This is a genomic window from Saccharopolyspora indica (assembly GCF_027853965.1).
Taxonomy (GTDB): domain Bacteria; phylum Actinomycetota; class Actinomycetes; order Mycobacteriales; family Pseudonocardiaceae; genus Saccharopolyspora; species Saccharopolyspora indica.
Genome location: NZ_JAQGLB010000020.1, coordinates 90,864 through 116,179, shown reverse-complemented (window position 1 = coordinate 116,179; position 25,316 = coordinate 90,864). Strand labels below are relative to the sequence as shown.

At 70.7% G+C, this 25,316-nt stretch carries 23 protein-coding genes; 13 read left to right on the top strand and 10 right to left on the bottom strand.

Annotated elements, in window-relative coordinates:
- Window positions 1–31: 31 nt before the first annotated feature.
- From pheS to infC, 5 genes are all read right to left on the bottom strand, one after another.
- Window positions 32–1,093 carry a phenylalanine--tRNA ligase subunit alpha gene (gene pheS / locus OU416_RS32235; RefSeq protein ID WP_093358776.1) on the bottom strand — a complete coding sequence of 354 codons (1,062 nt, stop codon included), beginning with the start codon at window positions 1,091–1,093 and terminating at the stop codon, window positions 32–34.
- Window positions 1,094–1,349: 256 nt separating this feature from the next.
- Window positions 1,350–2,204, bottom strand: a complete 855-nt coding sequence (locus tag OU416_RS32230; protein ID WP_372907149.1) for a TrmH family RNA methyltransferase — start codon at window positions 2,202–2,204, stop codon at window positions 1,350–1,352.
- Complete coding sequence (gene rplT / locus OU416_RS32225; RefSeq protein ID WP_093159788.1) at window positions 2,201–2,569, bottom strand: 50S ribosomal protein L20; 369 nt, start codon at window positions 2,567–2,569, stop codon at window positions 2,201–2,203. Before rplT ends, OU416_RS32230 begins: the two co-directional genes overlap by 4 nt.
- Before the next feature lie 99 nt (window positions 2,570–2,668).
- Window positions 2,669–2,863, bottom strand: a complete 195-nt coding sequence (rpmI, locus tag OU416_RS32220; RefSeq protein WP_270930834.1) for a 50S ribosomal protein L35 — start codon at window positions 2,861–2,863, stop codon at window positions 2,669–2,671.
- Window positions 2,864–2,950: 87 nt separating this feature from the next.
- Entirely contained in the window at window positions 2,951–3,526 is a 576-nt protein-coding gene (gene infC, locus OU416_RS32215; RefSeq protein WP_093159793.1) for a translation initiation factor IF-3, read from the bottom strand.
- Window positions 3,527–3,790: 264 nt separating this feature from the next.
- Between infC and OU416_RS32210 the strand changes: the two genes are divergently transcribed.
- From OU416_RS32210 to OU416_RS32200, 3 genes are all read left to right on the top strand, one after another.
- The gene (locus OU416_RS32210) at window positions 3,791–4,165 is read left to right on the top strand and encodes a DUF1844 domain-containing protein (RefSeq protein ID WP_270930864.1); all 375 of its coding nucleotides are present in this window, start codon (window positions 3,791–3,793) and stop codon (window positions 4,163–4,165) included.
- Between the two features lie 258 nt (window positions 4,166–4,423).
- Complete coding sequence (locus OU416_RS32205; RefSeq protein WP_270930833.1) at window positions 4,424–5,554, top strand: M20 family metallopeptidase; 1,131 nt, start codon at window positions 4,424–4,426, stop codon at window positions 5,552–5,554.
- Window positions 5,551–6,831: an MFS transporter gene (locus OU416_RS32200; protein WP_270930832.1), complete on the top strand. Its 1,281-nt coding sequence runs from the start codon at window positions 5,551–5,553 to the stop codon at window positions 6,829–6,831. Before OU416_RS32205 ends, OU416_RS32200 begins: the two co-directional genes overlap by 4 nt.
- Window positions 6,832–6,876: 45 nt before the next feature.
- On the opposite strand, the gene OU416_RS32195 is transcribed toward OU416_RS32200, so the two are convergent.
- The 3 genes from OU416_RS32195 to OU416_RS32185 all read right to left on the bottom strand — a co-directional run bounded on the left by OU416_RS32195 (window position 6,877) and on the right by OU416_RS32185 (window position 9,305).
- On the bottom strand, window positions 6,877–7,974 hold the full coding sequence (locus OU416_RS32195; protein WP_270930831.1) for a calcium:proton antiporter: 1,098 nt from the start codon (window positions 7,972–7,974) through the stop codon (window positions 6,877–6,879).
- A 180-nt stretch (window positions 7,975–8,154) separates the two neighbouring features.
- Window positions 8,155–8,541, bottom strand: a complete 387-nt coding sequence (locus OU416_RS32190; RefSeq protein ID WP_093159803.1) for a RidA family protein — start codon at window positions 8,539–8,541, stop codon at window positions 8,155–8,157.
- The gene (locus tag OU416_RS32185) at window positions 8,541–9,305 is read right to left on the bottom strand and encodes an IclR family transcriptional regulator (RefSeq protein ID WP_270930830.1); all 765 of its coding nucleotides are present in this window, start codon (window positions 9,303–9,305) and stop codon (window positions 8,541–8,543) included. Before OU416_RS32185 ends, OU416_RS32190 begins: the two co-directional genes overlap by 1 nt.
- A 100-nt stretch (window positions 9,306–9,405) precedes the next feature.
- Between OU416_RS32185 and OU416_RS32180 the strand changes: the two genes are divergently transcribed.
- From OU416_RS32180 to OU416_RS32160, 5 genes are all read left to right on the top strand, one after another.
- A complete protein-coding gene (locus OU416_RS32180) occupies window positions 9,406–10,716 on the top strand; it encodes an amino acid deaminase (RefSeq protein ID WP_270930829.1) in 1,311 nt (436 codons plus the stop codon).
- Window positions 10,717–10,745: 29 nt separating this feature from the next.
- Entirely contained in the window at window positions 10,746–12,332 is a 1,587-nt protein-coding gene (locus OU416_RS32175; RefSeq protein WP_270930828.1) for an N-acyl-D-amino-acid deacylase family protein, read from the top strand.
- 36 nt (window positions 12,333–12,368) lie between these two features.
- Complete coding sequence (locus OU416_RS32170; protein ID WP_270930827.1) at window positions 12,369–13,784, top strand: GntP family permease; 1,416 nt, start codon at window positions 12,369–12,371, stop codon at window positions 13,782–13,784.
- A gap of 77 nt (window positions 13,785–13,861) precedes the next feature.
- On the top strand, window positions 13,862–15,583 hold the full coding sequence (locus OU416_RS32165; protein ID WP_270930826.1) for an amidohydrolase family protein: 1,722 nt from the start codon (window positions 13,862–13,864) through the stop codon (window positions 15,581–15,583).
- 268 nt (window positions 15,584–15,851) lie between these two features.
- The gene (locus tag OU416_RS32160) at window positions 15,852–17,021 is read left to right on the top strand and encodes a lactonase family protein (RefSeq protein WP_270930825.1); all 1,170 of its coding nucleotides are present in this window, start codon (window positions 15,852–15,854) and stop codon (window positions 17,019–17,021) included.
- A 61-nt stretch (window positions 17,022–17,082) separates the two neighbouring features.
- On the opposite strand, the gene OU416_RS32155 is transcribed toward OU416_RS32160, so the two are convergent.
- The gene (locus OU416_RS32155; protein WP_270930824.1) at window positions 17,083–17,796 is read right to left on the bottom strand and encodes a TetR/AcrR family transcriptional regulator; all 714 of its coding nucleotides are present in this window, start codon (window positions 17,794–17,796) and stop codon (window positions 17,083–17,085) included.
- A 78-nt stretch (window positions 17,797–17,874) separates the two neighbouring features.
- Here OU416_RS32155 and OU416_RS32150 point away from each other — a divergent pair, with 78 nt between their 5' ends.
- On the top strand, window positions 17,875–19,077 hold the full coding sequence (locus tag OU416_RS32150) for a hypothetical protein (protein ID WP_270930823.1): 1,203 nt from the start codon (window positions 17,875–17,877) through the stop codon (window positions 19,075–19,077).
- On the opposite strand, the gene OU416_RS32145 is transcribed toward OU416_RS32150, so the two are convergent.
- On the bottom strand, window positions 19,054–20,370 hold the full coding sequence (locus OU416_RS32145) for a glycoside hydrolase family 5 protein (protein ID WP_333779669.1): 1,317 nt from the start codon (window positions 20,368–20,370) through the stop codon (window positions 19,054–19,056). The genes OU416_RS32150 and OU416_RS32145 overlap by 24 nt on opposite strands.
- Before the next feature lie 268 nt (window positions 20,371–20,638).
- Between OU416_RS32145 and OU416_RS32140 the strand changes: the two genes are divergently transcribed.
- The 4 genes from OU416_RS32140 (at window position 20,639) to OU416_RS32125 (ending at window position 25,269) form a co-directional block, all read left to right on the top strand.
- Window positions 20,639–21,925, top strand: a complete 1,287-nt coding sequence (locus OU416_RS32140; protein WP_270930822.1) for an extracellular solute-binding protein — start codon at window positions 20,639–20,641, stop codon at window positions 21,923–21,925.
- On the top strand, window positions 21,925–22,806 hold the full coding sequence (locus OU416_RS32135; protein ID WP_270930821.1) for a carbohydrate ABC transporter permease: 882 nt from the start codon (window positions 21,925–21,927) through the stop codon (window positions 22,804–22,806). The genes OU416_RS32140 and OU416_RS32135 overlap by 1 nt, the downstream gene beginning before the upstream one ends.
- The gene (locus OU416_RS32130; RefSeq protein ID WP_270930820.1) at window positions 22,803–23,657 is read left to right on the top strand and encodes a carbohydrate ABC transporter permease; all 855 of its coding nucleotides are present in this window, start codon (window positions 22,803–22,805) and stop codon (window positions 23,655–23,657) included. Before OU416_RS32135 ends, OU416_RS32130 begins: the two co-directional genes overlap by 4 nt.
- A gap of 133 nt (window positions 23,658–23,790) precedes the next feature.
- Window positions 23,791–25,269, top strand: a complete 1,479-nt coding sequence (locus tag OU416_RS32125) for a beta-N-acetylhexosaminidase (RefSeq protein ID WP_270930819.1) — start codon at window positions 23,791–23,793, stop codon at window positions 25,267–25,269.
- Window positions 25,270–25,316 lie beyond the last annotated feature (47 nt).

Sequence of the window (25,316 nt, the reverse complement as noted above, 5' to 3'; positions counted from 1 at the left end):
CTCTCGTTCCGGTGAGTCATGTCGGTGGGTGTCAGATGCCGAACGGCTGGGTGAAGCGGACGTCGCCCTCGACCATGTCGCGCATGTCGGGGATCCCGTTGCGGAACATCAGGGTGCGCTCCAGGCCCATGCCGAAGGCGAAGCCGGTGTAGACCTCCGGGTCCACGCCGCAGGCGCGCAGCACGTTCGGGTTGACCATGCCGCAGCCGCCCCACTCGACCCAGCCGGCGCCGCCCTTCTTCTCCGGGAACCATATGTCCATCTCCGCGGACGGCTCGGTGAACGGGAAGTACGACGGGCGCAGCCGGGTGGTGGACTCCGGGCCGAACATCGACCTGGCGAAGGCGTCCAGCGTGCCCTTCAGGTGCGCCATGGTCAGGCCCTTGTCCACCGCCAGGCCCTCGACCTGTGAGAACACCGGGGTGTGGGTGGCGTCGAGCTCGTCGGTGCGGTACGTGCGACCGGGGCACACCACGTACACCGGCAGCTCGCGGTCCAGCAGCGCGCGGATCTGCGACGGCGAGGTGTGCGTGCGCAGCACCAGCCCGGAGTTCTCCGGGGCCACGTAGAAGGTGTCCTGCATGGTGCGCGCCGGGTGGTCCTTGCCGAAGTTCAGCGCGTCGAAGTTGAACCACTCGGTTTCCAGCTCGTGGCCCTCGGCGACCTCCCAGCCCATGGCCAGGAAGGTGTCCTCGATCTCCTCCGCGAGCTGGGTGTTCGGGTGCCGCGCGCCGGCCGGGACGCGGTCCCAGGGCAGCGTGACGTCGACGGTCTCCTCGCGCAGCACCCGCTGGTCGCGCTCGGCCTCCAGCGCGGCGCGACGGTCGTCGAACGCGCTCTGGATCGCCTCGCGGGCCTGGTTGACGCGCTTGCCCGCCTCGGACCGCGCCTTCGGCGGCAGGGCGCCGATCTCCCGGCGGGCGGTCAGCAGCGGCGAGCGGTCACCGAGGTGCGCGGGCTTGGCGGCGGCCAGTGCGTCGAGATCGGCGGCCGCCGCGAAGGCCTCGCCGGCCTCGACCACCGCGCGGTCCAGCGTCTCCGGCGACAGCGCGGCGACCTCTTTCGGGTCGTACTGGTCGTTGGCTCCAGACATCGTGTGTGCGTGACTCCCGTTGATCCGACAGGCATCAGCGCCCGAGCCTCCCGGGCTGACGAACCTGCTCGTCGGCATGCGGACTCCGACCGCAAGCTAGCCCCTGAAGTCTATGCGACGGCCCCAACCCGTTTTCGCGGAGATCCGCTGCGGCGTGTTCCACCAGCACAGCCCTGACCAGCTGGTTGGCAGTTCTGCCTGAAACCGCCGACCTCCGCGCCTGGTGCGCAGAGGTCAGTTCTGCCTGAAACCGCCGCTATCCGGCGCGGTGCTGGGCGCGCGCCGAGGCGTAGAGGCAGACCGCCGCGGCGGTGGCCAGGTTGAGGCTCTCCGCGCGGCCGTACAGCGGGACCCGCAGCGTCGTGTCCAGCTGCGATTTCACCTCATCGGGCAGTCCGTGGGCCTCGCTGCCGAACACCCACGCGGTGGGCCCGTCCAGCTCACCGGCGCGATCCGCGGTGTCGAGGTCGCCGGTGGCGTAGCCGTCCGCGCCGACCAGGCGCAGCCCGGCCTCGCGGCAGGCGGCGAGCACCGCGCTCACGTCCCGGTCGCGGGCGACCGGGAGGTGGAAGAGGCTGCCGGTGGAGGCGCGCACGGCCTTGCCGTTGTAGGCGTCGACGGTGTCCCCGGCGAAGAGCACCGCACCGGCGCCGGCCGCGTCGGCGACCCGCACCACGGTTCCCGCGTTGCCCGGGTCGGCCACGCCGACCAGCACCGCGACCAGCGCCGGGCGCTCGGCGAGCGCGGCGGGCAGCTCGACGGCGGGCAGGTCGCACACCGCCACCAGGCCCTGCGGCGTGACCGTCTCCGACAGCGACGCCGCGGCCCGCTCGGTGACCAGGTGCACCGGCACGCCCGCGGTGCGGGCGCGATCCAGGTGCTCGGCGTGGCGATCGTGCTCGGTGGCGAACAGCTCGCGCATCCGCAGCGCTCCGGCCGCGTGCGCGGTCAACGCCTCACCCACCGCCTGAGCGCCTTCGGCCAGGAAGGCCCCGGCCTTCTCGCGCCCGGCGCGGCGGGTGAGCTTGCGAGCGACCGCGACCCGGGACGATCGCTCCGTGAGCGGAGCCGTCCCGGGTCGCGGTGCAGCAGAGGTGCCGTCGGCGATCAGGCCGCACTCTCCGGCAGGTTCTTGCGGGCGACCTCGACCAGCGCCGCGAACGCGGTGGGGTCGTTGACCGCGAGCTCGGCGAGGATCTTGCGGTCGACCTCGACCTCGGCGGCCTTCAGGCCCTGCACGAACTTGTTGTAGCTCAGGCCGTGCTGGCGGGTCGCCGCGTTGATGCGGGTGATCCACAGCTTCCGGAAGTCACCCTTGCGGGCGCGCCGGTCGCGGTAGGAGTAGGTCATCGAGTGGAGCATCTGCTCCTTGGCCTTGCGGTACAGCCGCGAGCGCTGACCGCGGTAGCCGCGGGCCGACTCGAGAATGGTGCGGCGCTTCTTCTGGGCGTTGACTGCCCGCTTGACGCGTGCCACGGGGTCCGTCCTGTTATCTCATCGGGGGCGGGGGATGACCGCCCGTGCGGGTGACTGGTGTCCTGCTGACCTGCGGCCCCGGTCCAGGGGCCTGCGAGATCAGAGACCCAGCAGCTTCTTGATGCGCGGGGTGTCGGCCTTGGACACCGCTTCGGTGCCCTCCAGGCGACGGGTCACGCGGCTGGACTTCTTCTCCAGGATGTGGCGGCGGCCGGCCTGCTCGCGCCGGAGCTTGCCCGTCCCGGTCACCCGAAAGCGCTTCGAGGTGCCCTTGTGGGTCTTGTTCTTCGGCATCTTCTCGTCCTCGTTTCGTACTGATGCCGGGCTGGGGCGCGGTTTGCGTCCCGGCCCGGCGTCACAATCACGAGCCCCAGACGTCCGTCAGGCGTTCGCCTTGGGCTTGGTCTTGTTCGTCTTGTGCGGCGCAAGAACCATGATCATGTTCCGACCGTCCTGCTTCGGGTTCGCTTCGATGAACCCCAGTTCGGAAACATCATCGGCCAGTCGCTGCAGCAGGCGGAAACCCAGCTCGGGACGCGATTGCTCACGACCGCGGAACATGATCGTCACCTTGACCTTGTGACCCTGGTTGAGGAAGCGGGACACGTGGCCCTTCTTCGTCTCGTAGTCGTGCGGGTCGATCTTCGGCCGGAGCTTCTGCTCCTTGATGACGGTCTGCTGCTGGTTGCGACGCGACTCGCGAGCCTTCTGCGCGCTCTCGTACTTGAACTTGCCGTAGTCCATGAGCTTGCAGACCGGCGGGCGCGCCTGCGGGGCGACCTCGACAAGGTCCAGATCCGCTTCCTGGGCCAGCCGGAGCGCGTCCTCGATGCGGACGATCCCGACCTGCTCACCGTTCGGCCCGACCAGTCGGACCTCCGGTACCCGGATGCGGTCATTGATGCGCGTCTCGGAGCTGATGGGCCCCTCCTCGGTTCGATGGCTGTTCTTCTGCACCGCGGCGCGTAGAGCTCACCCCGGAATGCGAAGATCCCGTCGCTCCGCTCGCGCGGACCGCGGGATCCTGACTCCAACCGATCGAACCGGCACTGCAACACCGTTTCGCACCACCGGTGGCACTACACCACCGGCAGGACCGGACCCGGAGGCCTGTAGCGGCCACTCGGGTGGGAGCGGGACTCCACTTTGCCGCCCCCGCCTGCGCGGGAGCTGGTCGTGCGTGTCAGGGTAGCAGGCGTGACCGAACCGCAGCCAACGCCCCTGACCAGCACCGACCCGACCGGTGAGCCAGCACACGACGCGGACTTCCAGGACAACGTCCGCGACCTCGCCGATGTTCCCAGCGTCGAGGTGATCAGCCGCGCGGCGGTCATGCTGATGTCCGCCGCGGCGGAGAAGCTCGGCCTGGCCGACGAGGACCCCGACTCCGCCGCCACCCGCGACCTGGACGAGGCCCGCCGCCTGATCACCGCCCTGGCCGGGCTGGTCACCGCCTCGGTGGAGTACCTGGGCGCGCACGCCGGCCCGATCCGCGACGGGCTGCAGACGCTGCAGCGCGCCTTCCGCGAGGCCTCGGCCATCCCGGACGCCCCGGGCCAGGGCCCCGGCGAGAAGTACACCGGCCCGGTCTACTGACGTTCCCCGCGCAGCCGCGCCCGCGCGCGGCCGCGCCGGCCGGGCACGCTCCGTGCCCGGCCGGTTCCGCTTCGAATCCCCTGGTCGCGCCGGTAGCAGCCCGCGCAACGGCAACCTCCGGAAATTGCGCCACGCGCAATGCAATGTGGACGGTTGATATCGAAAACCCTTGCGCTGCGGCAAGATCTTGACCCGCGTTCGACCGCTGACATAGCTTCCGCCCTGATTCTCAGCGAATGCAGAGCAAAGGGTGGGCGCATGGTCGATCCCGTCGAACTCATCGCGGACTTGGTTCGCATCCCCAGCATCAACCCGCGCGACCGCGCCGAGCCGGCGGAAACCGCCCTGGCCGAGCACATCGCCGAGTGGGCGACCGCGCGCGGGATGCGCGCACGCACCGAGGAGGTGCTCGACGGGCGGCGCAACGTGCTCGTCGAGCTGCCCGGCGACGACGAGCGCCCGCTGCTGCTGGAGTCCCATTTGGACACCGTGGAGACCGATGGCATGACCATCGCGCCGTTCGAGCCGGAGGTCCGCGACGGCAGGCTCTACGGCCGGGGCTCGTGCGACGCGAAGGCCTCGCTGGCGGTGTTCCTGACCGCGATGGCGCGCCTGGCCGAGAGCGGCCCGCGGCCGCGCTCGGTGGTGTTCGCCGGCGTGGTCGACGAGGAGCACCTGTACCGCGGGGTGACGGCGCTGCGCCGCAGCGGCCTGCCGGTACCGGCGGGCGCGATCATCGGCGAGCCGACCGAGCTGCGGATGGTCGTGGCGCACAAGGGCTGCATGCGCTGCCGCATCGAGGCGCGCGGCGACGCCGGGCACAGCTCGCAGCCGTGGGGCCGGACCAACGCCATCGAGGTCGCCGCCGAGGTGGTGCGCCACCTCCAGCAGGAGCACGCACCCCGGCTGGACGCCCTGGCCCGGCCGCTGGTCGGACCGCCGTCGCTGGCGGTGACCATGATCGAGGGCGGTCAGGGACCGAACGTGCTGCCGGACAGCTGCGCGGTGACCGTCGACCGGCGCACCGTCGGCGGCGAGGACCCGCACGAGGTCTGGGCGCAGCTGCGCGGCGAGCTCGAAGCGCGCTGGCCGGTGCTGGTGCACGAGCCGCACATCGTCGACTACTCGCTGGAGACCGATCCGGACGACCCGTTCGTGCGGAGCGTGGCCGCCGGGCTGCGGGCCTCCGGGCTGGACGCCGATCCGCTCGGCGTCGGCTACGGCACCGACGCCAGCAAGATCGCCCTGGACGGGGTGCCCGCCGTGGTGTTCGGGCCCGGCTCGATCGCCGACGCGCACACCGCCGACGAGTCCGTCCCGCTCGACGAGGTCCGCACCGCGGTCGACGTCGTCGAGCGGGTCCTGCGCACCGGAGGTGCTCCCGCATGACGATCGCGCAGACCGCCACCGCCACCAAGCGCCGGTTCGGGGTGCTCGCCGCCGACTTCGCGGTGCTGGGCCTGAACTACGCCGACCGCGCCGCGTTCGGCATCGCCGGGCCGCTGATCATCGCCGAGTTCGGCTTCTCCAACGCCGCCTTCGGCTGGCTGGCCAGCATCTTCGCGCTGGCCTACTCGCCGTTCGGGTTCATCGGCGGCTGGCTGGCCGACCGGTTCGGCCCGCGCAACGTGATGGGCTGGGCGGTGGTCGCCTGGTCGGCGTTCACCGCGCTGACCGCCGCGGGCGTCGGGTTCGTCAGCCTGCTGATCATCCGGTTCCTGTTCGGCGCCGGGGAGGGCCCGCAGGCCACCGTCACGGCGAAGCTGATGCACAACTGGTTCCCGAAGCGGGAGCTGGGCACCGCGCTGGGCATCGCCAACGCCGCCACGCCGCTGGGCGGCGCGGTCGCCACGCCGGTGGTGGTCGGCATCATGCACGCCACCAACGGCAACTGGCGGTTGCCGTTCCTGATCTTCGGCGCGCTGGGCGTGCTGGCCGCGATCGGCTGGTTCTGGGTCGTGCGCGACACCCCGGAGCAGCACCCGAAGGTCAACGAGGCCGAGGTCCGGGTCATCCGGCAGGACCAGGCCGAGGCGACGGCCGCCGACCAGGAGGACGCGCCGGGGTTCTGGAGCTGCGTGGCCAAGCCCGCGGTGTGGGCGACGGCGATCGCCTACTTCGGGTACGCCTGGATCCTGTGGACCTTCGTGTCCTGGTTCCCGAACTACCTGGTGCAGGAGCGGGGCATCGACCTCGACGGGCTGGCGATCGCCGGGGCGATCCCGTGGGTCGGCGGCTGCGTCGGGCTGATCGCGGGCGGGGCGCTCACCGACTGGCTGGTGCGCCGGATGGGCGATCCCGAGGCGCCGCGCCGGTGGCTGGTGATCATCTGCCTGGCCGCGACCGCGGTGCTGTTCGCGCTGGTGTCGATGGTGACGACCACCTTCGCGGCGGTCGCCGTGATGACCGTCGTGGTGTTCCTGCTGTACCTGACCGGCGCGCAGTACTGGATCATCGTGGGCGAGGCGGTGCCGGCCTCCCGCTACGGCGCGGTCTCCGGGGCGGTGCAGATGTTCGCCACCTCCGCGTCGATCTTCGCGCCGCTGGTCACCGGCTACCTGGCCGATTCATCGCTGGGCTGGGGCGGGGTGTTCGTGGTCGCGGGTTCGATCACCATCATCGGGCCGGTCCTGCTGCTGTTCGCCGGACGGCGGCGACGCGCGTGAGCGGCGGGCGCGGACGCGGGCCGGCCCGCTTCCGCGCCCGCGGCATCACGGGTTGACGGCGAGGAACAGGAACGCCGCCAGCAGCGCGAGGTGCACGCCGCCCTGCAGGCGGGTGGCCCGCCCGGGGACCACGGTGAGCGTGCTGACCACGATGGTCAGCGCGAACAGCACGATCTGGGTGGCGCCCAGCCCCAGGTGCAGCGGGCCCTGCAGCCAGATCGTGGCGACCGCGATCGCCGGGATGGTCAGGCCGATGCTGGCGATCGCCGAGCCGTAGGCCAGGTTGAGGCTGATCTGCATCCGCCGCCGGACCGAGGCGCGCACCGCGGCGATGGTCTCCGGCAGCAGCACCAGCATCGCGATCACCACGCCGACGAAGGAGTTCGGGAAGCCCGCCGCGGCGACCGCGGCCTCGATCGCCGGGGACTCCACCTTCGCCAGGCCGACCACCGCGACCAGGGCGATCAGCAGCAGGACCAGGCTCGCGGCGGTCCGCTTGCCGGTCGGCGGCTCGGCGTGGTCGTCCTCGGGTTCGACGGTGCCCTTGTCGGTCACCGGGAGGAAGAAGTCGCGGTGCCGCCGGGTCTGGGTGGACACGAACAGCGTGTAGAGCACGACCGAGGCCAGTGCGGCGAACACCAGCTGGTTCGGCGAGTACTCCGGCCCGGGCACGGTGGTGGTGAAGGCCGGGAGCACCAGGGTCAGCGCGCCCATCGTCGCCACCGTCGCCACCGCGGCCCCGGTGCCCTCGGCGTTGAACATCGGCAGCCCGTAGCGCAGCGCTCCCACCAGCAGGGACAGCCCGGCGATGCCGTTCATGGTGATCATGATGGCGGCGAAGATGGTGTCCCGCGCCAGCGTCGCGGCCCCCTCACCACCGGAGATCATCATGCTGACGATCAGCGCGACCTCGATCACGGTGACGGCCACCGCGAGCACCAGCGAACCGTAGGGCTCCCCCACCTTGTGCGCGACGACCTCGGCGTGGTGCACCGCGGTCAGCACCGCACCGGCCAGCAGCACGGCGACGACGATCACCATGCCGGTGCCCAGGCTGTCCTTCATCGGCCAGGCCACGGCCAGCGCGATCATCGCCAGCACCGGTATCACGACGTTCAGGGACAACAACGATCGCAGCGACATGTGTCCACAGTAGAAGCCGAGATCAATTCGCGCGGCCCCGGGTCCGGGCATATCGGGCACCGGTCGCCAGAACGCCCCGTCCCCGCGACCAGCGGCGACAAGAGCCACTCGATCAGGTGAAGCGTGAAGGGCACCTTCCACCAACCAACTTGGCGAAAGGTGCCCTTCACCTCAATCCGGTCAGCCCAGGACGGCGAGCGCGTCGATCTCGACGAGGAGACCGGCGGGGAGTCCGACGTAGACGGTGGTGCGAGCCGGGAAGGGCTCGCCGACCACGCGGGCGTAGGTCTCGTTCATCTCCGCGAACTGGGAGACGTCCGTCAGGTACACGCGCAGCATCAGCACGTCCTCGATGGAGCCGCCCTCGGCCTCCAGGATCGCGATCACGTTGCGCAGGCACTGCTCGGTCTGCTCCGGGACACCGCCCTCGACCAGCTTGCCGGTCGCCGGGTCGACCGCGGTCTGGCCGGAGACCTGCAAGATGTTGCCCTTGCGGACGCCCTGCGACAGCGGAATGCTCGCCGGCGGCTTGGGGGCTTTGTCGGTGCTGACGACGGTCCTGGCCATCAGGGTTCCTTCCTCTTCTCCGTTGGCTGCCAGCCCAGCTCGGCGGAGACCCCGCCCGCTGCGCGCAGCACGTCGTCGACGAGCCCGAGCAGGCCGTCGAAATCCAGCAGTACTTTCGGCACCGACAGCGAGACGGCCGCGATGGTCTCGCCGCGGTGGTTGCGGATCGGCGCGGCGATGCAGTGGATGAAGTCCTCGTGCTCGCTGCGGTCGACCGCGTAGCCCTGGTCGCGCACCCGGTCCAGTTCGGTCAGGAACCGCGTCGCGGAGTCGATCGTGTTCGCGGTCAGCTTCGGGTAGGTCAGCGCTTCGGCGAACTGCCCGCGCTGCGCTGGCGGCCAGTCCGCGACGAGCGCCTTGCCGACCGCGGTGCAGTGCACCGGGGCCCGGCGGCCGATGCGGGAGTACATCCGCACCGGGTGCTTGCTGTCGACCTTGTCGATGTAGATGACGTGGTCGTCCTCCAGCGTCGCCAGGTGCACGGTGTGGCCGCCGATGCCGTTGAGCTCCAGCAGGTGCGCGCGGGCGACGTCGCGGACGTCGAGGTCCTCCAGCGCCTGGTGCGCGAGGTCGAACAGCGCGCTGCCGAGGCGGTAGTGGTGCACGTCCTCGCGGCGGACGAAGCGCCCGGCTTCGAGGCTGCGCAGCAGGCGCATCGCGGTGGACTTGTGCACGCCGAGGCGCTGGGCGAGCTGGTCGAGGGTCTGCGGGCCGGCGGCCAGCGAGGTCAGCACGGCAAGTCCTCGTTCCAGGCTCTGACTCACCGGCCGCTCCCTTTCGTTGACGTGCTGCGCGGCGTGATGGTACACACCTAACCATCATTTTGCGCAATCAGCGTTGCATTCTACGCAATAGGAGACCTTGGTGTCAGCACGGGGTATCAACATCGAGGCGGTCCGCGCCCTGCACGACGAGCGCATCGACTGGCGCTTCAAGGGCATGCCCTCGGACGCCTTCGGCACCACTGTCGGCGAGTTCCTGGCCACCCGCCCGACGGTCTTCGACGGCGGCTTCGTCGGACCGCTGCTGACGCTCGACCGCGCCGCCCTGGAGCACAACCTGCGGACCATGGCCGACTGGTGCGCCGAGCACGGCGTGCAGCTCGCCCCGCACGGCAAGACCACGATGGCGCCGCAGCTGTTCGGCCAGCAGCTCGCGCACGGTTCGTGGGGCATCACCGCGGCCAGCATCAGCCAGCTGCGCGTCTACCGCGCGTTCGGCGTCGAGCGGATCCTGTTCGCCAACGAGCTGGTCGACCGCAACGGCCTGGCCTGGCTGGCCGACGAGCTCGACCGCGACCCGCGATTCCAGTTCTGCTGCTACGCCGACTCGCTGCGCGGCGTGCACCTGATGGCCGAGGCGCTCGCCGCGCACGGCGCGTCCCGGCCGGTCGACGTGCTGGTCGAGCTCGGCAATCCCGACGGGCGCACGGGCGCGCGCACGAAGGCCGAGGCCCGCGAGATCGCCGATGCCGTGCTGGCCAACCCGATGCTGCGGCTGGTCGGCGTGGCCGGCTACGAGGGCGAGGTCGCGCACGACATCAGCGACGGCTCGCTGTCCGCCGTGGACGGCTACCTGGAGCGGGTGCGCGAGCTGGTCGCCGAGCTGGCCGGTGCCGGGCACTTCGCCGGGCTGGACGAGGTGATCGTCACCGCGGGCGGCAGCTCCTACTTCGACCAGGTCGCCGAAGCGCTGATCAAGCCGTGGCCGCCCGGGCTGCCCGTGGTGCCGGTGATCCGCAGCGGCGGCTACCTGCTGCACGACGACGGCTTCTACCGGCTGCGCTCGCCGTTCGGCCGGGAGCACCGGCTGGCCGGGCAGGAGCGGCCGTTCCGGCCCGCGATGCGGGCGTGGGCGCAGGTCATGTCCCGCCCGGAGCCCGGCCTGGCGCTGCTGACCATGGGCCGCCGCGACGCCTCGTTCGACCAGGACCTGCCCGAACCGCAGGCGATCCGCGGCGCCGACGGCGTGGTGCGCGACCTGCCGGACGGTTCGGCCCGGGTCCGGGCGCTGGCCGACCAGCACACCTTCCTGGAGCTCTCCGGCGCCGACCCGCAGGTGGGCGACTGGATCGGCTTCGGCCTCTCGCACCCCTGCACGGTCTTCGACAAGTGGTCGCTGATCCCGGTCGTCGAGGACGGCGTGGTGATCGACCTGATCCGCACGTTCTTCTAGGCAGTTCCACACCGCTGGAGGGCTCCACAATGGACATAGTGGTCCGCGGGGCACGGGTCGTCGACGGCGACGGCGGCCCGGGCTATCGCGCCGACGTCGGCATCGAGCGCGGCCTGATCACCGAGATCGCCGAACCCGGCCGGTTGCGCGGCAAGCGCCCGATCGACGCCGACGGGCTGGTGCTCTCCCCCGGTTTCATCGACATGCACGCGCACTCGGACCTGCAGCTGCTCGCCAACCCGGACCACACCGCGAAGGTGTCGCAGGGCGTGACGCTGGAGGTCATCGGCCAGGACGGGCTGTCCTACGCCCCGGTCGACGACGCCACGCTGGCGACGCTGCGCACCCAGATCGCCGGGTGGAACGACGACCCGCCCGGCTTCGACTGGAACTGGCGCAGCGTCGCCGAGTACCTCGACCGCCTCGACACCGGGATCGCCGCCAACGCGGCGTACCTGGTGCCGCAGGGCACGCTCCGGCTGCTGTGCGTGGGCTACGACGACCGCCCGGCGACACCGGCCGAACTGGACCTGATGCGCGAAGTCCTGGCCCGGTCGCTGGACGAGGGCGCGTTCGGCATGTCCTCGGGCCTGACCTACACGCCCGGCATGTACGCCGACACCGCCGAGCTCGCCGCGCTGTGCGAGGTGGTCGCGGCGCGCGGCGGCTACTACAGCCCGCACCACCGCAGCTACGGCGCGGGCGCGCTGGCCGCGTACGCGGAGATGATCGAGGTCAGCAAGCGCTCCGGCTGCCCGCTGCACCTCGCGCACGCCACGATGAACTTCAGCGTCAACCGCGGCAAGGCCGCCGAGCTGCTGTCCATGTTGGACGACGCGCTCGACGACGGCTGCGACATCACGCTGGACACCTACCCGTACCTGCCGGGCAGCACCTCGCTGCACGCGCTGCTGCCCAGCTGGGCGATGGCGGGCGGCGTCGAGGCCACCCTGGCGCGGCTGCGCGATCCGGAGCAGCGCGAGCGGATCCGCGTCGTGCTGGAGGAAGAGGGCTCCGACGGCTGCCACGGCGTGCCGGTCGAGTGGGACACCATCGAGATCAACGGCGTCCGGCAGGCGGGCAACGGCCACCTCGTCGGCCTCAGCGTCACCGAATCCGCCCGCGCCGCCGGAAAACCGCCCGCGGAGCACTACTTCGACGTGCTGGTGTCCGAGGAGCTCGGCAGCTCCTGCCTGATGCACGTCGGGCACGAGGACAACGTGCGCGCCATCATGCGCCACCCGGTGCACACCGCGGGCAGCGACGGCCTGCTCGTCGGCGCGCGCCCGCACCCGCGCGCGTGGGGCACCTTCCCCCGCTACCTCGGCCACTACGTGCGCGAGCTCGGCGTGCTGGGGCTGGAGGAGTGCGTGCAGCACATGACCTCCCGCGCCGCCGACCGGCTCGGGCTGACCGACCGCGGCCGGATCCGCCCCGGGTTCGCCGCCGACCTGGTGCTCTTCGACCCCGACACCGTCGCGGACACCGCCACCTTCGACGACCCCCGCCAGCAGGCCGCGGGAATCCCGCACGTGCTGGTGAACGGGGTACCGGTGATCGAGGACGGTCACCGCACCGACGCACTGCCCGGCGGCGCCCTGCGCAAGGCGCGCTGACCCGCAGAGTTCCTCCTCTCCCCTAGGAGACCCCCCGTGGGCACTTTCCTGCAATGGCTCCAGCACGACACCGCCGGTCTGCTCGTGCTGTGCGCGGTCGGCATCGCGGTGCTGCTGCTCATGATCATCCGGTTCCGGGTGGAACCGTTCATCGCGCTGATCGTCTCCGGGCTGCTGATCGCGCTGGCCGCCGGGCTGTCCGTCGAGGAGATCGTCGGCACCGCGCAGAAGAGCAGCGAATCGCTGCTGGAGAACGGCTTCGCCGGGATCCTCGGGCACATCACCGCCATCGTCGGGCTCGGCACCATCCTCGGTTCGATGCTGGAGGCCTCCGGCGGCGCCCAGCTGCTGACCCGCAAGCTGCTCGGCGCCTTCGGCGAGCAGCGCGCGCCGCTGGCGATGGGCCTGTCCGGGCTGGTGTTCGGCATCCCGGTGTTCTTCGACATCGGCATCTTCGTGCTGGCGCCGCTGGTGTACGTGGTGGCGCGGCAGGGCGGCAAGTCGATCCTGCTGTACTGCCTGCCGCTGGTGGCCGGGCTGTCCATGACGCACGCGTTCCTGCCCCCGCACCCCGGGCCGGTGGTTGCCGCGAGCCTGCTCGGCGTCGACCTCGGCTGGATCATCCTGATGGGCCTGGCGTGCGGGATCCCGGCGTTCGTGGTCAGCGGTCTGCTGTTCCCGATGTGGATCGGCAAGCGCATCGACCTGCCGGTGCCGGAGGACATGCTGGCCGCGGCCGACGAGCTGGCGCGCAAGAACGAGAACGAGGGCCGTCCCGAGCCGGGGCTGACCACCGTCGCCTTCATCATCGGGCTGCCGATGGTGCTGATCCTCGGCGCCACCTTCGGCAGCATCACGCTGCCCGAGGGCAGCGCACCGCTGGCGGTGCTGACCTTCCTGGGCAACCCGACGGTGGCGCTGACCATCGCGGTGCTGATGGCGTTCTGGCTGCTGGGCACCCGGCGCGGGATGACCGGCAAGGAGCTCTCCGAGCTGACCGGCAGCTCGCTGCGCCCGCTGGGCATGATCCTGCTGGTGGTCGGCGCCGGCGGCTTCTTCGGCAAGGTGCTGGCCGAGACCGGCGTCGGCGAGGCGCTGGCCGGGTCGCTGCAGTCCACCGGGCTGCCGCTGCTGGTGTCGGCGTACGTGATCAGCTCCGGGCTGCGCATCGCGCAGGGCTCGGCGACGGTGGCGATCGTGACCACCGGCGGCATCATCGCCCCGCTGCTGCACGCCGGGGACTACTCGCAGGCCCAGCTCGCGCTGATCGCGGTGTCCATCGCATCGGGCTCGATCATCGCCTCGCACGTCAACGACGGCGGTTTCTGGATCATCAGCCGCTACTTCGGCATCCCGGTCAAGGACATGCTCAAGTCCTGGACGGTGCTGGAGACGATCCTGTCGCTGGTCGGCTTCGGGATGGCGGCACTGCTGTCCGCGCTGCTCCCCTAATTCGGAAAGCCTTGCTATGGCGTCGGATTCGCCCGTAGTGTTCGCCGGGATCCGACGCCGAGGCGAGGAGTGCCCGAATGGACCTGAGCAGACGGTCGTTGCTCCAGGCGGCCGGTGCCGCCGCTGGCTTGGTGGGACTCGCACCAGGACTGGCCAACGCGGGCACCGTGCTTCCCGCGGATGCGCCGACCCCGCCGCGCGGGCCGGGCGAGGGGCAGGGCCCGTTCCGGAAGCTGGTGATCCGCGGCGTCAACCTGATCGTCGGTGCGGACGGCGAGGTGCGCGGGCCGGTCGACGTGGTGGTCCGCGGCAACCGCATCGACCAGATCATCCCCGCTGGTCAGCCGTCCCGGGCGCTGCCCGCCGACCGGCCGCCGCACGACGCCGAGCACGAGATCGACGCGACCGGCATGTGGATGATGCCGGGGCTGGTCGACGAGCACTCCCACACCGGTACCGGCGGCACGCCGCGGACCTACGCCTACAAGCTGTGGCTGGGCCACGGCGTCACCACGGTCCGCGGCGTCTCGCTGGCCAAGAACCCCGACGCGGTCTCGGACAAGGAGCGCAGCGAGCGCAACGAGATCGTGGCGCCGCGCATCGTCAACTACCAAACGCCGGGCAGCGGCTGGGAAGAAGGCCCGATCGACTCGCCGGACAAGGCCCGCCGGTGGGTCGCCTGGGCCGCCCGCAACGGCGTGGACGGCATCAAGTTCTTCGGCGAGGGCCCCTACGGCCGCCCCGAGATCGAGGCCGCCATCCGGGCCGCCCAGCAGTCCGGGCTCGGCACCACGATGCACCACTCGCCGCCGATCTACCCGCAGCTCAACGCGCTGGAGACCGCGCAGCTGGGCCTGGGCACCATCACGCACTTCTACGGCCACTTCGAGGCACTGCTCAAGGAGGGCCGCGAACACCCGAAGCCGCCGGACTACGACTACTCCAACGAGGCCTCGCGGTGGCGCGCGGTCGCCGAGGTCATCGACTACACCTTCCCGCCCGGCTCCCCGCAGTGGCGCTCGTACCTGTCGCGGCAGCTGGACAACGGCGTGACCTTCGGCCCGACCTTCGGCGTCTACCTCGCGGGCCGCGACCTGCTGCGGGCGCGCGGGCTGGAGTGGCATCCGCGCTTCGTGCTGCCGTCGCTGTGGAACTTCTGGGAACCGAGCCCGGAGGCGCACGGCTCGTTCTACTACGACTGGAATTCGGAGGACGAAGCGAGCTGGAAGCGCTTCTACGTGCAGTACCTCCAGCTCGTGCACGACTACAAGGAGATGGGCGGGCGCATCGCGGGCGGCACCGACCCGGGCTACATCTACAACCTCTACGGCTTCGCCAACATCAACGAGCTGGAGATGCTGCGCGAAGCGGGCCTGACCGCGCTGGAGGCGATCGAGGCGATGAGCTCGGCGACCGCGCGCACCATCGCCGAACCCACCGGCCGGGCGCCCGAGTACGGCGCGGTCAAGGAGGGCTTCATCGCCGATCTGGCGATCACCGCGCACAACCCGCTGGAGGACCTGAAGACCCTCTACGGCACCGGCACTCCGCGGCTGGACGCCGAAACCGGTGACATCGTCCGGACCGGCGGGGTGCAGTGGACGATCCGCAACGGCGTGGTCTACGACGCCAAGCGGCTGCTCGCCGACGTCGCCGAGATGGTGCAGGCGCAGAAGTCGCAGGGCGCGTGCGGCGACGTCGACCCCGACTGGAGCATGTCCGGCCCGTGCGGCGGCAGCCCGGGCGTCGGCGTGGCACCACCGGCCAAGCCCGCGCAGCGGGCCGCCCCGCTGCCCTGACACCGCCCCCGCTCCGCCCCGCGCGTCAATTTCGCGCGAAATTGACGTTCACCCGGGTGACGGTCAATTTCGCGCGAAATTGACCGTCACCAGCGCGGGACGGAGCGCTGGCGGGGCACGGGCGGGTGAACTTTCCCGTTCTCGGGGAAAGTTGGGAACTTCGCAGGTGCACCGGGGGTTGAGGAAGGTTTAAGGCGTTGTGGTCTAGTCCAATGGCGGCGGATGGGGCAGACTGACCCGCGATCATCCACCGAGCAGGGAGAACATCGTGCGGGACAACGCAATGCCGCGTCGCCGGTTCCTCACCGCCGCCGGCGCGATCGGCCTCGCCGGCGCGGCCGGGGTGGTCGCCACCACCAGCACCGCGTGCGCGACCACTTCGTCGAGCGCAGCGCCGCGAACCGAGCCTGCGACGCACCACGCGGCGGCCGGGCTGATGACGCTGATCGGCAGCTACACCTCGGCGAGCCCGGCGGGTCGCGGCCTGGAGGTGGCCATCCGCGACGACGAGGGCAAGCTGGAGCAGTCCGCGGTGGTCGACGGGGTGCCCGACGCGTCGTTCTTCGCCTGGTCCCCGGACCACAAGTACCTCTACGTCACCAACGAGCTCGTCCCGAACGGCACCATCACCGCCGTGGACCTCTCCCAGCACCACCCGGTGGTCCTGGGCAGCAAGCCCAGCGGCGGTGCGGGTCCGACGCACCTCTCCGTGCACCCGAGCGGCGAGTTCATCTTCACCGCCCACTACACCGACGGGAAGGTCGCGGTGCACCGCCGCAACGCCGACGGCTCCATCGGCGACCAGACCGACCTGATCCAGCACCCCGGTGCGCAACCGCACGCCCACCAGGTCCTCGTCGACCCGAGCAAGCGGTGGGTGGTGGCGGTCGACCTCGGCGCCGACGCGGTGTTCGTCTACGCCTTCGACGCCGCCACCGGCAAGCTCACCCAGCACCAGCACCTGGAGCTGCCCGCCGGGACCGGGCCGCGCCACCTGGCCTTCAACTACACCCGCGCCTACCTGCTGGCGGAGCTGAAGTCCGAGATCACCGTGCTGGACTGGGACCTCGACGCCGGGCGGTTCACCGCGGGCCAGGTCATCGGCACCCGCGAACCCGACGCCAGCGGCGAGAACTTCCCGGCGGAGATCGCGGTCACCCGCGACGCCAAGTTCGCCTACGCCTCCAACCGCGGCGACAACAACATCGCCACCTTCGCGATCACCGAGGCGGGCCTGGAGTTCCGCGGCACCACGCCGGTCGGCGGCGACTGGCCCCGCCACTTCTCCCTCGACCCGGAGCAGACCTCGCTGTTCGTGGCCAACCAGCGCTCCGGCGCGATCACCCGCTTGGCCCGCGACGCGAACACCGGCGCCCTCACCCCCACCGACGACGTCTACGAGTGCCCCTCCGTCGCAGCCATCACCTTCCACGGCTGATCCACGACCGGATGAAGCGTGAAGGGCACCTTTCGCCTACTAACTTGGCGAAAGGTGCCCTTCACCTCGGTTGCCCGTCGGGGGTGGTGAGCCGGGGTTCGATGCCGTCGAGGATGGTGGTCAGGCCCAGGTCGAAGGAGTCGTCGAAGTCGTCGGTGCCGACGAGGTCCGCTTGTCGTGCCAGGGTCGGGTAGGTCTGGCGGTGGGTTTCGAGGTAGTGCTGGGATCGGGCGCGGAGTTCGGATTCCCGGGTGGGGTCGCGGTGCGCTCCGGTCCAGAAGTTCTCCATCGCCGCGTAGCCCTGGACGTAGTAGGTGAGCGCGCCGACGACCGCCGTGAGGCGGGGGCCTTCGAGGCCGACTGCGGTGAGCACGGTGTAGAACCGCTCGGAGAGCGCCAGCGCGTTCGGGCCGAGCAGCGGGCGCGTGGACATCAGAGCCGGTAGCCACGGGTGGCGCTTCATGACTCGCCGACCGCTTCGGAGCTGCTGCGTGAGCGCTTCCCGCCACGGCGTGCCGTCGGTGGCGTCGAGCTCGATCTCCGCGAGCGCTTCGTCCACGGCGAGGTCGAGCACGTCCTCCTTGCTGTTCACGTACTCGTACAACGACATCGCGCTGACGTCCAGCCGGGCGGCGAGGCGTCGCATGGACAGGCCCGAGGCTCCCTCGGCGTCCAGCACCGCGACCGCGGCTCGCGCGATGCGCTCCGTCGACAGGCGGGGTTTTCGGGGTCGCTGCGCGGAGAACCAGATCGCCGGTGGTCGTTGCTCGCCCATGCTCGTTCCTTCCTTACAGCGTACGGAAAACCGTACAGCTAGCTTCGGCCGGAGTCGACGGAGCACGAGGAGGACCCGATGACGCCGGACGAATGGGTGCACCAGTACGCGCTGCTGGCGCTGCGCATCGACAAGCTGGTGGCGGGAAGCGCGACGGGCACTGTGGTCATCTACAGCGGTCCGCCGCAGTGGCAGGCGCAGGTGGCCGCCGAGGAGCCGGCAGCCGCTGGGAAGCTGGCCGAGGACGCCGAGGCCTTGCTGGAAGACCTGCCGTTCCCGCCCGAACGCGCTCGCTACCTCGCCGCCCAGCTCCGGGCTGCGCGGGCGGTTGCCCGACGGCTGAGCGGCGAACGGCTTGCGCTGTCCGCCTACGCGGGCGAATGTCTGGGCGTGGCGGCGGAAGCGCTGCCGACGGAGGTCTTCGAAGCCGCGCACGACCTGCTGGACCGCGCGCTGCCGAAGGGCACCGGGTCCCTGCTGGAACGGCTCCAGGCCTGGCAGGAGACCCATGCGCTGCCGCCGGACCAGCTGGACCGGCTACCCGTGCTCGTGGACCGGGCCATCACCGAAACCAGGCGGCGCACCAGCGCGATCGTGCCGCTGCCCGACGGCGAGGTGACCAGGTGCGAACTGGTCTCCGGCGTGCACTTCCGGGCCGCCGGGGCCTACGAGGGCGACCTGCGCTCGACGATCCACCTCAACACCGATCTCCCGTTCAACCTGGCCGATCTGCTGTACGTCGTCGCGCACGAGGGCCACCCCGGGCACATCACCGAGTCGATGCTCAAGGATCTCCGCCTGGCCGGGGAGCTCGGCTTCCAGGACCAGCGGGTCCGGTTCATGATCTCGCCGTCCTTCGTGATCAGCGAGGGGCTCGGGCTGCACGCCCAGGACATCGTCTTCCCGGGCGGCCAGGCTCAGTCGTGGCTCCGCGACAACGTGCTCGCCGAACGCGGGATCGCCCCGGACGGCAGCGACTTCGCCGCGATCCACCGCGCGCAGAACATGCTGTTCGGCGCGTGGGGCAACGCCGCGTTCCTCGCCGACGAGGGCCGATCGGACGACGAGATCAGCGCCTACCTGACCAGGTGGGCGCTGATCCCCGAAGCCGACACCGGCGCGGTCCTGGGCACGCTCCGCGCCGGTGGCATGGCCACCTACGTGCTCGGTTACTTCCACGGGTGGCGACTGCTCGACCGGTGGCTGGCCGCCCCGGACCGCGATGCGCGGGTGCGGCGACTGCTCACCGAGCAGCTGCTACCTGCCGACCTGGCCGGTTGATGCACCGATGAGGCGGTGCCAGGCGTTGGCGCGCCAGTCGTCGCCGTCGTCGAGGAACATGCGGTTGCCCTCGGCGTCCCAGTGGGTCAGGGCCCAGCCGTTGCCGGTGCGGTTCTCGTGCCAGCCGACCAGCGGCCAGTAGGCGAAGTCGGTGTCGTTGGCGATCAGGAAGTCGACGAAGTTCTCGAACCAGGCCCGGGACTTCGGGTCCTGCTCCTCGCGGCCGCCCACGCCGAACTCGCTGATCCACAGCGGGGCGGTGTAGGGCTTGCCGTCCTCGGTGACGAAGAAGGCCTGGCGCTGCAGGACTTCCCGCAGCTCCTCGGGGCTCAGATCCCGGTAGCGCGGGTCGCTGGTCTCACCCACGCCCGTCGCGCCGGAGTGGTTCGGGCCCGTGTAGCCGTAGAAGTGCGCGGAGTACACCAGCTTTCCGGGTTCGGCCAGCTCGTGCGACAGCTCCCGGACCGGTTCCAGCGTCGGGCGGCCGTGCGGGAAGCCGTCGACCGGCAGGCCCACCCAGTTGATGCCCTCGATGATGATCAGCAGGTTCCGGTTGGCCTCGGTGAGGATCCGGTTGCCCGCGCGCTGCGAGGCGGCGAACCAGTCGTGCTGGTCGCCGAGCCCCCAGTTCGGGTCGTCGAGGACGTCGCGGCGGACCTCGTTGTAGAGGTCGGCGCCGACCACGCGCGGGTTGTCCCGGTAGCGGCCGGCCATGAACAGCCAGTCCTCCTCCCACTGCTGGTCGCTCTGGCTGCTGTTCCAGCGCTCGTTTCCGTCGACCCCGCAGCACCAGCGGGTGGTGTTGGTGTGGTTGTTCAGGATGACCGCGAAGCCGCGTCCGGTGAGCGCGGCGACCGCGGCGTCGTAGATCTGCAGGCGGGTCTTGCCGCGCAGCTGCGGGTTGGCGGCGACCGCCTGGTCCGGCACCACCGCCTCGTCGCGGATCATGTCGTTGGCGAAGGGCAGCCGGATGCTGTTGAGCCCGAGTTCGGCGAAGCTGTCGAGGATCTCCGCCACCGGCGCGCGGTCCAGGCCCAGCGGGATGCCGCTGCTGTTCTCGCCGGCGTGGTGGTTGGCCGGGTCGTCGACGTCGCCGCTGCCGTCGTAGGTGCCGCTGGCGCCGTGCCAGTTCCCGGACTTCAGCTTGAAGCGGGTCCCGTCGGCGTCGACGATGTAGCGGCCCTCGGTGTGCAGCGGTGCCGTCCACTCCGGCACCGCTGCCGGTTCCGGGCCGGGTGGTGGAGGTTGCACCAGCGTTGCCGTGAGGACGGCCGTGAGCACCCCGGCGATCATGCGCGCTCCCTGGGTTCGGACGAATCGCGGACCGGCGGCGGACGTTCATCCTCGCAAAGATCGACGGGCCGGAAATATCTGTGAATTCACCACTTTTGCCGCCGTTCACCAGGAACGACCAGGAGTTCGGCGGTGATCCGCCGTCGGCGGCACCGCGCGGAGACCGCACCGAACATTGGTTCAGACCTTGCCAACCCGGGTTGTGATCCATAGCATCCGATTGCTCAGCGCAAAACGGGAATTGCAGACAGTGCAACGGAGACTGCTCATGCGCGCCTGGAAAGCCATCACCATCACCGCCATCGGCGCGTTGCTCGCCGCCTGCGGGCCACCGCAGGTGCAGCAGAACGCGCCCGCCGAGGACGAATCCACCGGAACCCTGCGGGTCTGGCTGTTCGACGAGGCGAGCCGCGAACCCAAGCAGACCACTGTGGACGAAGCAGTGGCCCGCTTCGAGGCGGAGCACCAGGGCGTCGAGGTCGACGTGCAGTACATCCCCGTGGACACCCGCTCGCAGCGGTTCACCGGCGCGTTCAACGACCCGGCCAGCGCGCCGGACGTCGCCGAGTACGGCAACACCGACGTGGCGGGCTACGTCGCCGCGGGCGGCCTGCTCGACCTGACCGACCAGATCGGCCAGTGGCCGGAGGGCGCCGACCTCAACGAATCGGTGCTGGACACGGCGAAGGTCGACGGCAAGGTCTACGGCGTGCCCTGGTACACCGGCATCCGGGCGCTGTACTACCGCACCGACGTCTTCGCCGAGCTCGGGCTCCAGCCGCCGCGCACCACCGCCGAGCTGGTGGACACCGCGCAGCGGATCCGCCAGGCCCGCCCCGACCTCTACGGCATCTCCGTCGGCGGCAAGTACCACTACGCGCTGATGCCGTTCATCTGGGCGGCCGGTGGCGACCTGGCCCGCCGCGAGGGCGACAAGTGGGTGTCCACTGTGAACGAACCCGCCGCGCGCGAGGGCGTGGCCACCTACGCCTCGCTGATCAGCGGCGGCGCCTGCCCGCGCGAGCAGTGCGCGGACATGACCGGCAGCCAGGCCGTGCAGGCCTTCGCCTCCGGCAAGGCGGCGATGACCATCGGCGGCGACTTCAACCGCGCCGCGGTGGAAGCCGGTGAGGCGAAGGGCAAGTACGCCGTCGTCCCGCTGCCCGGCCCGACGGCCGGCTCGATCGCCCCGCCCTTCGCGGGCGGGAACATGCTCGGCGTGCTCAAGTCCTCCAAGCGCGCCACGCTGGCCAAGGAGTTCGTGCAGCTGCTGGCGGGCAAGGAGTACCAGCGCAAGATGTACATCGCGATGGGCAACCTGCCGACGTTCTCCGACGTGCAGCAGGAACTCGCGGCGGGCGACCCCGAGGTGGCCCCGTTCGTGCAGTCCCTGCAGGCGGGCACCCGGTTCGTGCCCACCGCGGAGGGCTGGTCGAAGATCGATGCGCAGGGCGTGCTGCCCACGATGGTGCAGCAGGTCGTCAACGGCCAGAGCGTCGAGCAGGCCTCCGATGCCGCCGCGGCGCAGATGAACGAAGTCTTCGAAGGACGCTGATGGCCGCACTGCTCTACCTGGCACCGGCCGGGCTGCTGCTCGTCGTGATGATGGGCTACCCGCTCTACCAGCTGGTGCAGATCTCCCTCTACGAGTACGGACAGGCGCAGGCCTCCGGCGGCGCCGCGCTGGAGTTCCTCGGCGCGGGCAACTACCTGGCGCTGCTGGAGGATCCGAAGTTCTGGACGATCCTGGTGCAGACCTGCCTGTTCGCCGCGGTGTGCGTGGTGGGCAGCCTGGCGGTCGGCATCGGGCTGGCGGTGCTGGCCACCAGGATCAGCCGGATTCCGCGGCTGCTGCTGTTCCTCGCCGCGATCGGCGCCTGGGCCACCCCGGCGATGGCCGGGTCGACGGTCTGGCTGTTCCTGTTCGACCAGGACTTCGGCCTGGTCAACGAGGTGCTCACCGGGATCGGCATCGACGGTGCGGCCGGGTTCTCCTGGACCTACGACAAGTTCATCGCCTTCGGCCTGGTGGCCGCCGAGGTGATCTGGTGCTCGTTCCCGTTCGTGCTGGTCACCACCTACGCCGGGCTCAGCGGTATACCCGGCGAGGTGGTGGAGGCCGCGTCGCTGGACGGGGCGTCGGCCTGGCGGACCGCGCGCAGCGTGCTGCTGCCGATGCTCAAGCCGGTGCTGGTGATCGCCACCATCCAGTCGATCATCTGGGACTTCAAGATCTTCACCCAGATCTACGTGATGACCAACGGCGGCGGGGTCGCCGGGCAGAACATGGTGCTCAACGTCTACGCCTACCAGGAGGCCTTCGCCGGCTCGAACTACGGGATGGGCTCGGCGATCGGCGTGGTGATGACCGTGCTGCTCATGCTGATCACGCTGGCCTACCTGCGGGCGCAGCGGAAGGACGGGGCGATCGTATGAGCGGATCGCGCAAGCGCATGCCGCGCCGCATCGCCGACGGCGTCGCGGTGCTGATCGCCGCCGTGGTGGCGTTCCCGCTGTACTGGATGGTGCTCTCGGCATTCAAGCCGGAGGGCGAGCTGCTGTCCTCGGACCCGCGGCCGTGGACCTGGGCGCCGACCCTGGACGGGTTCCGCCGCGTGTTCACAGTGGACGGTCTCGGCGGATTCTTCGTCAACAGCCTGCTGGTGGCGGCCGCGGTGGTGGCGCTGTCGCTGCTGATGTCGTTCCTGGCGGCGGTCGCGCTGACCCGCTTCCGGTTCAAGGGCCGCACGGTGCTGCTGCTGATGATCCTGGTGGCGCAGATGGTCCCGGTGGAGGCGCTGACCATCCCGCTGTTCTTCCTGATGCGCGAGGTCGGTGGCGTGGCCCCGGCGTTCGGCCTCAACCACCTGGGCTCGCTGGTGCTGGTGCACCTGGCGTTCAGCCTGCCGCTGGCGATCTGGATGCTCCGCGGCTTCGTGGCCGCGGTCCCCGACGAGCTGGAGGAGGCCGCCAAGCTCGACGGCGCCAGCCGCGCCCGGTTCGTCTGGCAGGTGCTCTTCCCGCTGGTGGCGCCGGGCCTGGTGGCCACCAGCGTGCTGTCGTTCATCCACGCCTGGAACGACTTCCTGTTCGCCAAGACGTTCATCATCTCGGCGACGGAGAACCAGACGCTGCCGATGGCGATCCTGGTGTTCTTCAAACCCGAGGGCAACGATTGGGGCGCCATCATGGCGGGTTCGACGCTGATGACGATTCCGGTGCTCATCTTCTTCGTGCTGGTGCAGCGCAAGCTGGTCTCCGGCCTGGCCGGGGCGGTGAAGGGATGAACAGCCCGGTGCCAACCCCCTGCACAACCGCACCTCAGGGGAACGTGACGCAAACCAGCCACAAGAAACCCCGAAAACGCAAGAACAACCCCAAACGCAACCACCACTGTGAATCGCGGAGAGGCGGAACAGCATGAGTAGCTGGGACTCGTTGCTGCCGCGCCCGGTGCTGGTCCGGCCCGCGGCCGGAGTGCTGGAGCTGGACCACAACACCACGGTTGGCGGGGAACCCACCACCGCCGACTGGTTCCGCCGCCACATCGGGGCGGCGACCGGGCTGCGGCTGGCCGACGCCGAGCGGCCGACGATCGAATTCCGCGTCGACGCGGGCGAATCCGCGCCGGGCGGCTACCGCGCGCAGGTCCGCCCGGACGGCGTCGAGGTCGTCGCGCACGACACCGCGGGTGCGCACCACGCCGCGCAGACGCTGCGGCAGCTGCTGGACCCGTCGGCGTACCGGTCGGCGCTGATCCACTACCGGCGGTTCGTGCTGCCGTGCGGGGAGGTCGAGGACCGGCCGCGCTTCTCCTGGCGCGGCTGCCACCTCGACGTCGCCCGCCACTTCCTGCCCAAGCGGGAGGTGCTGCGGTTCATCGAGCTGCTGGCGGTGCACAAGCTCAACGTGCTGCACCTGCACCTGACCGACGACCAGGGCTGGCGGCTGGAGGTGCCGCGCTACCCGGAGCTCACCCGCGTCGGCGCCTGGCGGCACCGGTCGATGGTCGGGCGCGGCCCGGAACCGGAGTTCGACTCCCGCCCGCACGGCGGCTTCTACACCTCCGACGACCTGCGCGAGATCGTCGCCCACGCGGCCCGCCACCACATCACCGTGGTGCCGGAGGTCGACGTGCCCGGCCACAGCACGGCCGCCATCGCCGCCTACCCGGAACTGGGCAACGGCGTGCGCCCCGAGGTCTGGCAGTCCTGGGGCATCAGCACCGACCTGCTCAACACCGATCCGGCGACCACGGACTTCTACCGCGCTGTGCTGGACCACCTGATGGAGGTGTTCCCGTCGCCGGTGATCTGCATCGGCGGCGACGAGGTTCCCGGCATCACCCCGGAGCACGGCGTGTTCCTGCGCGAGCTCGTCGAGCACGTGCACGCGCGCGGCCGCCGCGCCTCGGGTTGGGACGAGCTGCTGGAGGCGGTGGACCCGCTGCCCGCGGGCACCATCATCGCGGCGTGGCGGGACGAGGAGGCGGCGGTGCGCGCCGCCGAGCGCGGCCACGACGTCGTGCTGTGCCCGGAGAGCCACTTCTACCTCGACCACCGCCAGTCCGACCACCCCGACGAACCGATCCCGGTGGGCTTCCTGACCACGCTGGAGAAGGTCTACGGCTACCAGCCGCGACCGGACGTCCTCGGCGTCCAGGCGCAGGTGTGGAGCGAGCACCTGGACACCCCGCGCCGGGTGGACTACGCGGCGTTCCCGCGCCTGTCGGCCTTCGCCGAGGTGGCCTGGAGCCAGGAGACCGACTTCGCCGACTTCCAGCGCAGGCTGGTCGACCACCACCTGCCCCGGCTGGACGCCTACGGCGTCGAGTACCGCCCGCTCGGCGGCCCGCACCCCTGGCAGACCAGGCCCGGAGTGCCCGGCAGGCCGCGCTGAGGGCTTGATCCCGCGAAATCGGTGCACCAGGTCACACCCCAGCTGTA